Here is a 14,478-nt window from a genome sequence, read left to right on the forward strand (position 1 = left end):
CAAGTACCTGGTGCTTTAGCAGCTATGTACGGCACACCATCGGAACGAGACGGGCGTATTCAGACCGTAGATTATAACGAGCAGGATGTATTTAATGTGCGCGTAAAAGCAGGCGCACAAACAACAATTAAGTTCGGACAAGACGAAACAATAAAAGATGTCGGAATTGGTGATCCAGAAGCCTGGTCAGTATCGGTCAGGGACAACACTCTGTTTCTGCGTCCAAAAGCAGAAGAACCGGATACAAACGTTACCGTTCAGACCAATAAGCATATATATCCTCTTTACCTGATATCAACCACGAAACAACCCACGTATATTCTGCGTTTTAATTATCCGAAACCACCGTCAGCTACCGTAATGACTGAAAAGCCATTTCCATGCACTGATGGTGGAATAATTAATGGTCATTATCAACTCAAGGGGGACAAATCAATTTTCCCTTATCAGGTATGGGATAATGGCGAATTTACATGTATGAGATGGACTAATAAACAGGAAATTCCGGTCCTTTATCGTGTTGATGCCGATGGAAATGAACATCTGGTTAACGGAGACAGAAATAAAAACACAATGGTTTACTATGACGTGGCTGAAAATCTCCGTTTGCGCCTGGGTGATCAGGTTGCAGATATCAGAACATCATCAATCGTTAATCGTCCGTGGAATAAAAAAGGTACGTCAAACGGAAAAACACGAGTAGAGAAGTTCAGCTATGAAAAATAAAGATGATGAAAAAAATAATGACGCGGGAAATCGCGGAATTATCGAAGTAAAAGGTAAAGCAGCACCAAAAAAAATATTAATCCTCATCATATTACTGATTGCCGCGTTATTTGTGATCATTATCTTGTTTAAAGTTCTTTCACGAGAACAGGTCGTTCAGCAAACACCTCTTGAGAAGTCTGACGAGACACTGGTCACAAATACCAACAATGGCGTTTCACTGACAACAATGATGAAAAACATCGAAGAAAAGGAAAAACTCGATGCCGCTAACCGCAGGAAAGCACAGGAGGAGCAAGAACAGAAACAGGCAGACAATGCCCCGTCAGCGCCAGCATCACAAAAGGCCGATCAAACAGCCGTCAATGTGATAGCCAACGGCACTCCCCAAACCGCCAGTGGAGATCCAAACCAACCACAACCATTGCCAAAATCCGTCCGACAACTGATGGGCGACACAATGGTGAAGATCGACAATCAGGAACAAGGCGAAAAAAACCAGGAAAGAGATGATTTACAGGGCAGTCAGTACGCAGACGGAAAGGTATCCCCTGTGCTGAACCGCCGATATCTGTTATCTGCGGGAACAGCATTATCCTGTGTGCTCAAAACGAAAATCGTAACCTCTTATCCCGGTATCACAATGTGTCAGTTAACACGAGACGTCTGGTCGGATAACGGCGAAGTGCTTCTTGCCCGTAAAGGAGCATTACTGATCGGGGAGCAGAATAAAGTCATGACACAGGGAGTAGCCCGTGTGTTCGTTAACTGGACAACGCTCAAAGATGAAAATGTCAATGTGCGCATTGGCGCACTTGGCACTGACAGTCTGGGTGCTTCCGGCCTTCCTGCATGGGTCGATAATCATTTTGGTCAGCGTTTTGGTGGTGCATTGCTGCTGTCATTACTTGGTGATGGTTTAGATATTCTGAAAAACAGCACGCAACAAACAGGCTCAAACAGCAATATCACCTACGAAAACACATCTGACGCAACAAAAGAAATGGCAAAAACAACGCTGGACAATACGATAAATATTCCCCCCACGGCATATATTAATCAGGGGACTGTATTGTCTGTTATTGTTCCGCGAAATATCGACTTTTCATCCGTATATGAACTTCAGTAATTCAGTAAAGCAATTGATATGAATAACATCAGAGATACCAGTAATACATCACAACCACGAGATAACAGTAAAACCGCAAGACGATATCTGGATATGACGGGTATCCAGTCTGTTCTTAATATTGAACATGTCACAGAAATATCTGTGAATAAGCCAGGAACAATATGGTTTGAAGGGAAAAATGGCTGGGAATCTAAAGATGCGCCAGACGCGACTTTTGATAATTTAATGACACTTGCCAAAACTCTGACGAACTTATCAAAGATAAAAATACCACTTAGCCATGATAATCCCATTGCATCGGTAGTTCTTCCCGGTGGGGAACGTGGACAAATCATCATTCCACCTGCAACAGAAAATAACAGCGTTGTGATATCTATCCGTAAGCCATCATTAACGCGCTTTACTATAGATGATTATGTCCGAACAGGGCGTTTTGATAATGTCAGGATTGCGACGAAACACGAAGCCATCCTGACTGAACGGCAACGCTACCTGTATGAATTATCCCGGCGTCCAGATGGTCAATCTAAAGCTCGATTTTTAAGAGAGGCAGTTAAAGACCGTCTTAATTTTTTAATCGTCGGTGGGACTGGCTCCGGTAAGACAACTATAGCAAAGGCAATTGCAGATATCTTTCCACCTGAACGGCGTTATATAACCGTTGAAGATGTACCGGAAATGTCTCTGCCGCTGCATCCAAACCATATCCGGCTTTTCTACAAAAAAAATACCGTTGAAGCGAAGGAAATCATTGAAGCGTGTATGCGATTAAAGCCAGATCACATCTTTCTTGCTGAACTTAGGGGTAACGAAGCATGGAGTTATCTGGAGGCGCTTAATACAGGGCATGAAGGCTCAATCAGTACCATTCATGCTAATAATACTTATGCCTCATTTTCACGACTGGCAAGTATTGTAAAACAATCTGATGTTGGTATGACTGTTGATATGGACCTCATCATGCGCACGATAAAAACATCAATTGATGTCATTCTTTTTTTCAACCATACCAGAATGACTGAACTGTATTACGAACCCGAAGAAAAAAATCGTTTTTTGAGCACAATGTAAATTGTGGAGATAACTATGAATGCAAAAAAGATGGGGGGGTTAATTCTCTTCCTGTTACTGCTTCTTGTGGGTGTGCTTATAGCCTCAAACTATCTCGGTGGATACACAGCATTAAGATATTCATCCGTTGATATGTCTTTGCTCAAGTGGGATACATTCCATTCTGTAATCTCAACATTTTCTGGCAACCCACAATATAAAAAACTCGTTTTTATGGCATGGTTTGGATTCAGCGTTCCATTAATATTCTTTGCCATATTCATGTTAATTGTCGTGATTGGGATTATGCCTAAAAAAGTCATCTACGGTGACGCCCGGCTCGCAACTGATATGGACCTGAGTAAATCAGGTTTTTTCCCGGATAAAAAATCACCTTACAAACATCCACCAATACTCATCGGTAAAATGTTCAAGGGGAGATACAAAAAACAATTTATTTATTTCGCCGGACAACAATTTTTAATTCTTTATGCCCCGACACGTTCTGGTAAAGGGGTGGGGATTGTTATCCCCAACTGCGTAAACTATCCAGGAAGTATGGTCATACTGGATATCAAACTTGAAAACTGGTTTTTATCAGCCGGATTCAGGCAAAAAGAATTAGGGCAAAAATGCTTTCTCTTTGCGCCCGCCGGATACGCGGAAACTATCGACCAGGCAATTAAAGGACAGATACGCTCTCACCGCTGGAATCCTCTGGATTGCGTCAGTCGCAGTGATTTACTTCGTGAAACGGACCTGGCAAAAATTGCCGCAATCCTTATCCCGGCAAGTGATGATCCTATATGGTCTGATTCTGCACGCAACCTTTTTGTCGGGTTAGGGCTTTACCTGCTGGACAAGGAGCGTTTTCACCTGGACCAGAAAGCCAAAGGTCATAATGCACCGGACGTCCTTGTTTCCATCAGCGCCATACTGAAAACGTCGATTCCCGATAATGGAAAAGATCTCGCCGCATGGATGGGACAGGAAGTTGAAAATCGTAGCTGGATTAGCGATAAAACAAAATCATTCTTCTTTGAGTTCATGTCAGCACCAGATCGCACAAGGGGAAGTATAAAAACGAACTTTTCATCACCACTGAATATATTCAGCAACCCTGTTACTGCTGAAGCGACGAATTTCAGTGATTTTGATATCCGGGATATTCGTAAAAAACCCATGTCAATTTATCTTGGTCTGACACCGGATGCCTTAATCACTCATGAGAAAATTGTAAACCTTTTCTTCTCATTACTGGTTAATGAAAACTGTCGTGAACTGCCGGAACATAACCCGGACCTGAAATACCAGTGCCTTATTCTCCTGGATGAATTTACATCAATGGGTAAATCGGAGGTCATTGAACGCGCTGTTGGTTTTACAGCAGGTTATAACCTTCGCTTTATGTTCATTCTTCAGAATGAAGGACAAGGGCAAAAAAGCGATATGTACGGTCAGGAAGGATGGACCACATTCACTGAAAACAGTGCTGTTGTGCTTTACTATCCGCCGAAATCAAAAAATGCTCTGGCTAAAAAGATTTCAGAAGAGATTGGGGTGCGTGATATGAAAATATCCAAACGCTCAATATCCAGTGGTGGTGGTAAGGGAGGAAGTTCACGTACACGGAATGATGATGTAATAGAGCGCCCGGTTCTTCTTCCTGAAGAAATTGTGTCTCTCCGGGATAAGAAGAATAAAGCCAGAAATATTGCAATCCGTGAAATTATAACCAGTGAATTTAGCCGACCATTTATTGCCAACAAAATAATCTGGTTTGAAGAACCAGAGTTTAAACGCCGCGTGGATATCGCCCGTAACAATCATGTTGACATTCCAAACCTGTTTACACAAGAAGTCATGGATGAAATAGCAAAAATTGCAGAAATTTATCTCCCTAAAGCTGGAGGAAAAAAAGTCATGGTTGCCGGAGGCAATGTGATTACTAATCCAGACCTTGATAATCACGATAAAACAGACGTATCTGAATAATCCTCGCAATAAAGATACTATTGATTAGCAAAGACAGGATTCTATTATGAGAATAAAACACTCGAATATGATAAATATGAATATGAATATGAATATGAATATGATGAAAGAAGCCATTGATGTTTTGATAAACTCTGAAAAACATATTCTGATTATAGGCGAAACTGGAACTGGAAAATCAACACTTTTAGCAGAATTGCTAATCAATGACACTGACGTTAAATATTTTGATTTCTGTGATATTTATAAACGCCATGAACACCTTCCCCTTCTAAAACACCATTATCTTTGCGATGAAAATTTTGATTATTTTGACTTTTTATCTGCACCTGAAAAAACGTTGGTTCTTAATAGTGTAGCCATCGGTAACAACTTACGGGAATCAAAAGTTGTTCAGTTTATTGTTCGATTTATTAAAACAGCCAGGAAACGTGGCAAACGTCTTATTGTTGTCACGACTCCTTCAGATGGCGGCGTGCAGATACAAAACCTTTTCGACACAGTTATATCGTTAACCCGCTCTCACGATGAAATAGGATGCACAGTTATCATTCCAGTACCGGAGTTAATTAAATATGAATAAAAAATTGCTTTGTTTATTAATATCCTCTTTTTTATTATCAGGCTGTGCAAACTTCAAAAAAATCAATACTAATGAACTTGCAGCCGAAAAAGACGCACAAAAAGCGACTGAATACGCGAAAAAAATTCGTAATAACCCGGTTATCCAGGACTCAACAAAACAATGGATTAATACAACGCCAATTATTGAAAAGCAGGTAAAGCAATCAGCGCCGCCCTGCCCGATTGTGATTAATACTCGTTCAGATATTGAGCTACGCCAGATCGCACAACGCATCACACAAACCTGTCATATCCCGGTACGAATCAGCGCCGATGTCTGGACCTATCTGAACGGTACAGGCACTGGCTCAACACAACAAATGACAGGATCAATTCCAGCACCGGATGCAAATGGAATGGTTCCTCTGGCGTCAGTAGGCAGTCAGCCAGTAAAAGTCTCTTCTGGCGGTACATCACTCCCGGAACTGAATATCTCCGGGCTTCCTGCCCTACTGCAAACCGTATCCTCACGGCTGGGAATATCCTGGAAATACGATAAAGGTCGTATCACATTCTTCTATCTGGAAACGCGCTCATTCCCGATCACATATATGGACAGCAATGTGGCATACAACTCAAAAGTTGTGAGCGGCACAATGTCTTCCAGCGGCAGTACCGGCTCTACCAGCTCTGGCGGTATGACTGGCGACGCATCAAATACGCAAACTACAACCGTGGAAATGAAATCATCGCTGTACAACGACCTGAAAAGCGAAGTTTCCTCAATGCTGACACCAGGCACAGGGCGCATGTATCTGTCCACTGGTTCACTGACAGTAACAGATACCCCGGATGTACTGGACAGCGTTCAGGAGATTGTGAACAAGCGCAATAATGAAATGAGTCGTCAGGTTGTGCTGAACGTTGAAATCCTGAGTATCAAGAAATCAAGCCAGGAACAGGCGGGAATCGACTGGAACGCAGTATTTAATGATGGTCATCTTGGTCTGAGTCTTGGTGGCTCATTTGGTAATGCCGCCGAGAATGTTATTACCAGTGGTGTATCCATCGTGGACGGTAAGCTGGCTGGCTCAAAAGCATTTCTGAAAGCCCTGTCGTCACAAGGCAGCGTCAGTGTCGTAACGCAAAACTCCGCTGTGACTAAAAACCTGACGCCCGTCCCTATGCAAATTGCCAATCAGCAGGGCTTCATTGAAAGTGTCACAACCGATTCCACCGCCAATGTGGGATCATCCACGTCACTGAATGCGGCAACAATAACGACCGGATTCAATATGACTCTGCTTCCATACATTCAGCCGGATTCACAAAACCTGCAATTGCTGTTCTCAATGAGTCTGTCTGACAAACCTACTTTTGAGGTGTTCGAAAGTGGCGGCAGTAAAGCACAAACACCGAATGTGGATTTGAAAACAATTAATCAGACTATTGACCTGAAATCAGGCCAGACAGTTATTCTGAGTGGATTCCAGCAATCAAACCGGAAAACCAGTAAGCAAGGTGTAATAACCCCCTCCTTCTTTGGACTTGGGGGTGGCATTAACAGCGAAGACGGCGACACGATTCTGGTCGTTTTGATTACACCAAATGTGCTTAATTCCGGCTCCAGTGCAGTAATAAAAAATGTGAACTAATTAACTGAAAACTCCCTGAAAAAACACAGGGAGTTTTTTTGGAGGTCACTTTGTCTGAGAATAATCAGAATAACCGGAATTTCACTTCGGTTATTAAAAACAAGCGTGCTTTTTTCTCCGGTCTGGACTGGAAAACGCTTCCTTCAGAAGAAAAGAATGCGCGTACATTCGCAAGAAAAAACGACGCTGAATATTTTCTCTCCTGTCAGTATCAGGATTCAGAAAATGAAACCAAAACGATGGTGGCATTTATCAGAAAAGAGGATCTTCCCACAGGGGCGTCCTCATTCTGGTCACTGGCACTGATGATAAAACCCCTCATCGAACCTGACGGATACGCTATCTGCGAACTCGGTGATCTTTATGGCTTTGTTTCCTGCGTCAATAACGTTCTCGTCAACGATGTTGTAGGTAACAAAAGTCAGATCATGAGTGCTCTGACAACATTTCTTGAGTTTAATGAAACACCAGAACCCGGCTGGAAACTATACCAGCCTGAATCATGGGATATCAGCCAGGCACTCCCCTCACTCACTCTGTCTGCGTTGATTGACGTAAAAAAACCGCCGAAAGAGGCGGCGTTTACTCGCGTATCCCGAAAACGTCAGTTCATGATTTATGGCGGAAGTGCCATTCTGGCCATACTGCTCTGGAACGGGATCACCATGTACCAGGAATACCGGGAAAAAGAAGCTGCGGCAGAAGCTGCACGTCTTCGTCTGGCAAAAGAAATGGCAGACAAACAGGCAATACAGATTGCCCCACCGTGGCAACATTTACCTGAAATAAAACCATTTATTGATAAATGCATTGATAAATGGGATGCACTGCCCTTATCGATCGCCGGATGGCGTTTTGACCTTGCTGAATGCAGCACATCCGGTAATGACGGGCTGTTACGCACATCATATAAGGAACTGAGCGGCGTTACGGTCGAGGACTTCAGCACACGGATACGAGAAATATTCCAGGGGACAACCACAGCAACTTTTGTATTGCCAGAAGGCAGCGCCGGGGGATTTTCTCTTCCTGTCAGTTTTGACGTTTCACCTGATCCAATTACCCCGGACACATTGCCACAGGCAACAGATATTCAGGAACGCCTGACAACATTTGCACAAAAAATGAGGTTAAAACTCACCTGGCAGGAAATTGAAAACACAAAAACAGATGAAGAAGGCCGTCCAATAATTCTCCCGTGGAACGAGTATGAATTAATGATTCAGACCAGCACCCCGCCTTCAATACTTTTCGCTAACTTTCATGAACCTGCCGTTCGCTTCCAGTATGCAGGAATAAAACTGGAAGAAGGAAGACTGAATTATGAGATTAAAGGTGCATTCTATGTTAAAAATAATTAAACCAACGATTATTTCTGTCTGTTTTTTCAGTTCACTTGCTTACGCAACAGAATCTGAAAGCACGCCAAAAGACGAAATAAAATATTCATCTCCGACCATTTTACAGGTAGAGCAGATTCAGGCTGAAACGGTAATTTACGAAGCAAAGCTGGCGCGTCAGAAGGCTGTCAGTGAATTGCGTAATCTTGATTTGAATGGTGTAGCGTCCGCAACGCCAGCAATAACGCCCTCTTCCGGGTATTCTTCTCTTGCAGATACCGATATACCAGCGCAACGTGTAGCCGCTAAATCACTTCGTGTTATTGAAATATTTGGTACACCACAACAAATGTCAGCACGAATTTCTCTCCTGGACGGGTCAGTAACTGATGTCAAGGTCGGGCAAAGTATTCCTGGTACTTCTTATAAGGTGGCATCAATCACCGGTAATGGCGTCTGGATTCAGAATGGTACAGAGAAACGCCAGCTTATTCTTTAATGCTATTGAAAGAGACGACACATAATGTTTTTTTCTGACGCAGACTATCCCGGAAAAGATATTTCTGATGTTGTATACGTCAGTATATCTGAAAAAGACGATAAACCTGTTCATGTTTATATCGCTGATAACAGTAAAGGACAGCGTGCTGTTCAGGCTTATATTGGCACTCTGAATGTTAAATATCCCGGAAAGGTAAATATAACCTGGACCACTCTTGATGTTATCGCATCCCGCTACCAGGACAGCGAAAGAAGGTCTGATTCAAACTCATCACAACACTTAAACAGCAACCAGGAAAAGGTCATTAGCTACCTGGCGAAAGCAAACAACCTGGGAAGTTCCGATTTGCACATCACACCTGGTCGGGACGGTTCCGAGTTCACTTATGTCGAAGCACGCGTGCATGGGGAACTGGAAATTCTGGATGTCATCCCGCGTAAAGAAGGGCTGGAATTGCTGGGTGCTGCCTATTCTGGAATGAGCGATGTTATCAAAGGTACGCAGTTTGACCCGGCAATACCGCAGGATGCACGTATCGCAGAGAATTTTCTGAAGCCTGTAAATCTTTTTGGGGCGCGCTATTCGCATTATCCGTGCGTGGGTGGTGTGTACGCGGTCTTCCGCCTGATTAAAGATGACAGCGAGGATATTCCCACTTTCGAAGAACTTGGCTACATGCCACAACAAATCCAGACAATCAGGCGAATGTTACAACGCCCGGAAGGAATTATCGTTTTATCCGGCCCTACAGGGTCCGGTAAGTCAACGACTCTGAGAACGGCTTCAGAAGCCTATCTGAGCACGTTTGGTTTCAACCATAACGATAATATGCGTCTCCCCCGAAAACGCCTTTTCACCATTGAATCACCGCCGGAGGGCCGCATTCCCGGCGCAATACAGACGGCAGTCAGGGATTCCGTCGATGGCTGGGTTGACGCGATTAAATCCGCTATGCGACTTGATCCAGACGCGATACTGAACGGCGAAATTCGTGATCACGCATCGGCATTAGCAGCAATCAAAGCCTCGATGACAGGCCACCTTCTGTTGACGACCTTACACGCCAACGATGCCCTGAATATTATTGAGCGCCTTGAAATGGAGAATATTCAGGCCAGGCTAATTGCAGATCCTCTTCTGTTTATCGGTCTGCTGAGTCAACGGCTGGTACAAAAACTCTGTCCTTACTGTAAGCGCACTTATGCTGAAATGGCAGACAAACTGAGTACAGAAGAACGGAAACTCATTGAGGAAAATTGCCTGCCGGAACAGGTCCGGTTGCGCAATCTTGACGGTTGCGAGCACTGTTATAAAGGCGTAACGGGAAGAACGGTTATAGCAGAAGTCGTCTCACCCGACGCACGTTTTTTTCAGTTATATCGTCAGTCCGGGCGTCTGGAAGCAAAATCATACTGGCACTATGAACTTGGAGGAATTACCCGTAATCAGCACTTATTACACCTGATTAATCATGGCCTGGTAGATCCGCTGTCCGCACACTTCATATCCCCCATTGACGAAGATAAATACTCAATGCTCCCGGAGGGGACATGGCGATAAAAGATATATTTGAGAAACTCAATTCGATAGAAATTGATTTCTCTGGAATATCCCACTGGCTGGCAAAATACACATTCAGGTATTCCAGAATAAGTTTATATGAAGATTTATCTGGAATGTTAAATGATGGCATAAATGTAAAGCGTGCTCTTACACACCTGATTGATGTAGAAACAGACTACGGGAAGAAAACGGGGTCTTCTGCAACCTACTATATTTGTTGTGAGTGCCTTAATGCACTGAATAACACAGGGGCAATATCTTCAGCATTAAAAAAATATATAAAGGAGGATGAATATCAATTAATATCCAGCGGTGAAATTCGCGGCGACCTTGCGGGAGGGTTAGTTCAGGCCATAAAAATTGTCAGAAGTCGTTCTGAAATGACAATGACTCTTGTTATGTCGATGATTTATCCATCCGTACTGGTTTTTGGTTGTCTGGCAAACATGTATATGGTCCACGATACCATAACACCTGTTTTCCTTTCTCTCGCACCGAAAGAACGCTGGACAAGTTCTATGCGATTACTGACAGATACGTCTGGTTTCCTGATAGAAAACGGAACGTATATTCTCTGCTTCTGCATCGTACTGTTTTTCCTGATCAGATATTCGCTTGCGCGTTATACAGGACCGGGCCGTCAGTATCTTGATTACATTCCCCCCTGGTCACTTTATAAAACATTTAATGGTGTAAGTTTTCTCTTCAACATGGCCTCCATGTTAAGTATTGATATTCCCGTTGCAAAAGCACTGGAAAGGCTGGAGAAAAACAGCACTCAAAACAGATGGCTACTCGAACGAATAAAAGAAATCAGGAGATATGTTTTACTTGGACAGTCACTTGCAATGGCAATGAAAAGTTGCGGTTATGACTTCCCATCGAAATTATGCATTAACAAACTATTACTTCATTCTGAAAATGCTGACAATGCATTGATGATGTCTAACTATGCTGATAAATGGCTGGAGGAAGCAAAAGGAAAAGTCAAATCAACAGGAGTCTGGATAACTGTAGTATCCGCATTAATTGTTTTCGCATTTATTGTCATGATGATTACTGCTCTCTACGATGTCAGTAACGTCCTGCAACACTAATCCCTAATATATTCTTTTCAACCCCTCATTAAACAAGGAGTTATTTATTATGTCTTCTATTAATTTTTTAAATATGCGTTCTGTTTTATCTTCTTTTTCTGCACATCGTAGAAAAGAAAAAGAACAGGACAAAGGGGCAACACTGATGGAAGTGTTATTGGTTGTTGGTGTTATTGTTGTACTTGCAGCAAGTGCATATAAACTCTATTCAATGGTACAATCCAACATTCAATCATCCAATGAACAAAACAATGTCCTGACAGTGATTGCCAACATGAAATCACTGAAATTCCAGGGGCGTTATACTGACAGTAACTATATTAAGACTCTCTACGCGCAAGGATTACTGCCATCCGATATGATCGCAGATACAACTGGCGCAAGCGCGAAAAACCCGTGGGGCGGCTCCGTTACAATCACCACCTCTTCGGATAAATACTCCTTCAATGTTGTAGAGGCCAATGTCCCACAGAAAAACTGCATGGCAATGGTAAACGCCCTGCGTTCTTCCAGCGCAATCTCCAAAATTAACAACACTTCCACATCAACCGTCAGTGCAGCAACTGTTTGCGCATCTGACAGCAATACGCTGACCTTCAGCACTGATTCCTGATTTTTCATGTGCATCGGATAAGCGCCTTCGGGCGCTTATTTTTTCCATGTTTAAGGAGGAGTATTGTGCGTTCTGTTCTTTATATCCTGCTATCATGTATTTCATCATTAATCTTTTCATTGCAACCCGCATATTCAGCGACAACGACCCGATTTGATGCCTGCTTTGCACAAGCCGGGCAACGTTACCTGATTGACCCCCTGCTTCTGAAAAGCATTGCCACTGTAGAAAGTTCACTCATACCAGACCGGATAAATCACAACAAAGAAAAAGGAAAAATATTAAGCACCGATTACGGACTAATGCAAATTAATTCATCACACATCCCTAACCTGAAAAAACTTGGCGTAATAAAAGACAAATCAGAGCTTATTGATAACCCCTGTCTCAATATACAGATTGGCGCGTGGATTCTGGCAACACATTTTCAGAAATGCGGCATAAACTGGAGTTGTCTTGGCAGTTATAACGCTGGTTTCAAAGAAAGTAACGAACAGAAAAGAATCAAATACGCACGCTATGTCTACAATAAATACATGGTAAGGTAACTTATGCTAAACAGCATATTTAATACGGCGATACTTTGCTGTGCAAATATCGTCTGTCAATGCTACGCCTACAATGAAGTTAAATTCCGTTTAAATAAACTTAATGTATCTTATAAAACCGGAGCAGAGAAATATTACTGCCTGATACTGACAACGCTTGCCGTTATGTATCTTTCATTAAATCAGCTATCACTGATTCAATCTATAATAGTGATTATTTTCTATGCTTTCCTTACATTAATGGCCTGTATAGACCTTCTTTCATTTCTACTACCACGCCTTTATACCGTGACATTTATCTTCTCCGGCCTGTTATATCAGACATGGAATAACAATATATTGTCTGGTTTGTTTTGTGCAATACTGATGTTCTTCATTATGCTGTTTGTAAGACTTTACTTTGCATATAAAAACGGAACGGAAAGTTTCGGCATGGGAGATGTGCTACTTATTGCAGGAACTGGCGTATGGTTTCCAACGCCTGAGATTGCCTGTTCAATTGTATTTATTGCCGTTATCGGCGGAATTATTTTCTTCACTCTTGGCGGATTAAACAAGCAAAAAAAATATATCCCATTTGGCCCATTTCTTTGTGGCGGAATGTTTGTTTACTCACTCGTACCGGGAATATTATTCTGAGGATTAAGAGCAATGAAAAAGACAGATAAAGGTGTATCTCTCCTTGAGGTATTGCTTGTCATCGGCATAATGGTGATGGTTATCCCTAAAGTTTATGAAAACATTGAAAACCATCTGAATAATGTTCGCTGGCAGAATGCAGCAGAACACGCAAATACCTATAACACCGCTGTTCGTAATTATGTTGCTGACAATGCATCAACACTACTTGCTGGCTCTTTACCCAAAACAATCACGCCAGCAACACTCATTCAGAAAGGCTATCTGAAATCTGGTTTTTCTGAATCCAATTTTGGACAAAGCTACATTACCGGTATTGCAAAGAACAGCAAAACATCCCGTCTGGAAGCCCTGACCTGTAGTAATGGCGGTCAGTCCCTGTCAGAAGCCGGAATGCGCTCGGTAGCAAGCATGATTGAAGGGCTTGGCGGCTACATCAACAGCAGCAAGCAGGCGATTGGCGCGGGTGGCGGCTGGTCTGACACGCCTTCAAATTACGGGCTGAACTGCGCGACCGGGCATATTGCAATGGCACTTGTTGGCGCTGATTTGCAGGAAAGCGACCGTTTATATCGTTACTCCATAACCAATCGTCCCGACCTTAACAGGATGCATACGGCGATTGATATGAACAGCAACAATCTGAACAACGTCGGCACTTTAAACGGCAACGCCGCCGCGCTCTCCGGCGATATCAGCGCACGTAACGGTACGTTCTCTGGCGCAATTTCAGGAAATACAGCCACAACCAACGGCGATATCACTTCGAATAATGGCTGGCTGGTCACAAAAAACAGCAAAGGCTGGATGAACAGTACCTATGGTGGCGGCTGGTATATGTCCGATTCGTCCTGGTTGCGCAGCGTGAATAATAAAGGGATTTATACTGGCGGCCAGGTAAAAGGTGGAACTGTACGCGCTGATGGACGCCTCTATACAGGCGAGTATTTACAGCTTGAAAAAACAGCAACGGCTGGCGCTTCCTGCTCCCCTAACGGGCTTGTAGGCCGCGACAGTACAGGGGCGATACTTTCGTGCCAATCCGGTGTGTGGA

14 protein-coding genes are annotated in these 14,478 nt (G+C 43.1%); all 14 read left to right on the forward strand.

What is annotated here, in order from left to right; genetic code table 11:
- Positions 1-24 precede the first annotated feature (24 nt).
- Entirely contained in the window at positions 25-726 is a 702-nt protein-coding gene (locus ACJHXA_RS19920) for a TrbG/VirB9 family P-type conjugative transfer protein (protein WP_000274524.1), read from the forward strand.
- Positions 716-1,855: a TrbI/VirB10 family protein gene (locus ACJHXA_RS19925; RefSeq protein ID WP_034169415.1), complete on the forward strand. Its 1,140-nt coding sequence runs from the start codon at positions 716-718 to the stop codon at positions 1,853-1,855. The genes ACJHXA_RS19920 and ACJHXA_RS19925 overlap by 11 nt, the downstream gene beginning before the upstream one ends.
- Positions 1,856-1,873: 18 nt before the next feature.
- Entirely contained in the window at positions 1,874-2,929 is a 1,056-nt protein-coding gene (gene virB11, locus ACJHXA_RS19930; protein WP_001542006.1) for a P-type DNA transfer ATPase VirB11, read from the forward strand.
- Positions 2,930-2,944: 15 nt separating this feature from the next.
- Positions 2,945-4,903: a type IV secretory system conjugative DNA transfer family protein gene (locus ACJHXA_RS19935; RefSeq protein WP_015059539.1), complete on the forward strand. Its 1,959-nt coding sequence runs from the start codon at positions 2,945-2,947 to the stop codon at positions 4,901-4,903.
- Positions 4,904-4,949: 46 nt separating this feature from the next.
- Positions 4,950-5,486: a sigma 54-interacting transcriptional regulator gene (locus ACJHXA_RS19940; RefSeq protein ID WP_001220543.1), complete on the forward strand. Its 537-nt coding sequence runs from the start codon at positions 4,950-4,952 to the stop codon at positions 5,484-5,486.
- Positions 5,479-7,122, forward strand: a complete 1,644-nt coding sequence (locus ACJHXA_RS19945) for a PilN family type IVB pilus formation outer membrane protein (protein ID WP_001035592.1) — start codon at positions 5,479-5,481, stop codon at positions 7,120-7,122. The genes ACJHXA_RS19940 and ACJHXA_RS19945 overlap by 8 nt, the downstream gene beginning before the upstream one ends.
- A gap of 38 nt (positions 7,123-7,160) precedes the next feature.
- Positions 7,161-8,483, forward strand: a complete 1,323-nt coding sequence (gene pilO2, locus ACJHXA_RS19950) for a type 4b pilus protein PilO2 (protein WP_000454142.1) — start codon at positions 7,161-7,163, stop codon at positions 8,481-8,483.
- Positions 8,467-8,961, forward strand: a complete 495-nt coding sequence (gene pilP, locus ACJHXA_RS19955; RefSeq protein ID WP_000912553.1) for a type IV pilus biogenesis protein PilP — start codon at positions 8,467-8,469, stop codon at positions 8,959-8,961. The genes pilO2 and pilP overlap by 17 nt, the downstream gene beginning before the upstream one ends.
- Positions 8,962-8,985: 24 nt before the next feature.
- Positions 8,986-10,524, forward strand: coding sequence for a GspE/PulE family protein (locus ACJHXA_RS19960; protein ID WP_000466225.1), 1,539 nt, complete (start codon positions 8,986-8,988; stop codon positions 10,522-10,524).
- Positions 10,515-11,624 carry a type II secretion system F family protein gene (locus tag ACJHXA_RS19965; protein ID WP_000974903.1) on the forward strand — a complete coding sequence of 370 codons (1,110 nt, stop codon included), beginning with the start codon at positions 10,515-10,517 and terminating at the stop codon, positions 11,622-11,624. Before ACJHXA_RS19960 ends, ACJHXA_RS19965 begins: the two co-directional genes overlap by 10 nt.
- Positions 11,625-11,673: 49 nt before the next feature.
- On the forward strand, positions 11,674-12,237 hold the full coding sequence (locus ACJHXA_RS19970; RefSeq protein WP_034169414.1) for a type 4 pilus major pilin: 564 nt from the start codon (positions 11,674-11,676) through the stop codon (positions 12,235-12,237).
- Positions 12,238-12,302: 65 nt separating this feature from the next.
- Complete coding sequence (locus ACJHXA_RS19975) at positions 12,303-12,785, forward strand: lytic transglycosylase domain-containing protein (RefSeq protein WP_001258095.1); 483 nt, start codon at positions 12,303-12,305, stop codon at positions 12,783-12,785.
- Positions 12,786-12,788: 3 nt separating this feature from the next.
- Positions 12,789-13,424, forward strand: coding sequence for an A24 family peptidase (locus ACJHXA_RS19980; protein WP_000934977.1), 636 nt, complete (start codon positions 12,789-12,791; stop codon positions 13,422-13,424).
- A 12-nt stretch (positions 13,425-13,436) separates the two neighbouring features.
- Positions 13,437-14,478, forward strand: a 1,042-nt coding sequence (gene pilV, locus ACJHXA_RS19985) for a shufflon system plasmid conjugative transfer pilus tip adhesin PilV (RefSeq protein WP_000750515.1), incomplete at its 3' end; no start/stop codon positions are given.

The organism is Escherichia sp. WS33, from assembly GCF_046486385.1.
In the GTDB taxonomy this organism is placed as follows: Bacteria; Pseudomonadota; Gammaproteobacteria; order Enterobacterales; family Enterobacteriaceae; genus ECMA0423.

What these genes read in the sequence shown, in the direction of transcription:
- ACJHXA_RS19935 (WP_015059539.1), top strand. Translation starts at nt 2,945, where the DNA reads ATGAATGCAAAAAAGATGGGGGGGTTAATTCTCTTCCTGTTACTGCTT.
- ACJHXA_RS19945 (WP_001035592.1), top strand. Translation starts at nt 5,479, where the DNA reads ATGAATAAAAAATTGCTTTGTTTATTAATATCCTCTTTTTTATTATCA.
- ACJHXA_RS19940 (WP_001220543.1), top strand. Translation starts at nt 4,950, where the DNA reads ATGAGAATAAAACACTCGAATATGATAAATATGAATATGAATATGAAT.
- ACJHXA_RS19925 (WP_034169415.1), top strand. Translation starts at nt 716, where the DNA reads ATGAAAAATAAAGATGATGAAAAAAATAATGACGCGGGAAATCGCGGA.
- ACJHXA_RS19980 (WP_000934977.1), top strand. Translation starts at nt 12,789, where the DNA reads ATGCTAAACAGCATATTTAATACGGCGATACTTTGCTGTGCAAATATC.
- pilP (WP_000912553.1), top strand. Translation starts at nt 8,467, where the DNA reads ATGTTAAAAATAATTAAACCAACGATTATTTCTGTCTGTTTTTTCAGT.
- ACJHXA_RS19960 (WP_000466225.1), top strand. Translation starts at nt 8,986, where the DNA reads ATGTTTTTTTCTGACGCAGACTATCCCGGAAAAGATATTTCTGATGTT.
- ACJHXA_RS19920 (WP_000274524.1), top strand. Translation starts at nt 25, where the DNA reads ATGTACGGCACACCATCGGAACGAGACGGGCGTATTCAGACCGTAGAT.
- ACJHXA_RS19965 (WP_000974903.1), top strand. Translation starts at nt 10,515, where the DNA reads ATGGCGATAAAAGATATATTTGAGAAACTCAATTCGATAGAAATTGAT.
- virB11 (WP_001542006.1), top strand. Translation starts at nt 1,874, where the DNA reads ATGAATAACATCAGAGATACCAGTAATACATCACAACCACGAGATAAC.
- ACJHXA_RS19970 (WP_034169414.1), top strand. Translation starts at nt 11,674, where the DNA reads ATGTCTTCTATTAATTTTTTAAATATGCGTTCTGTTTTATCTTCTTTT.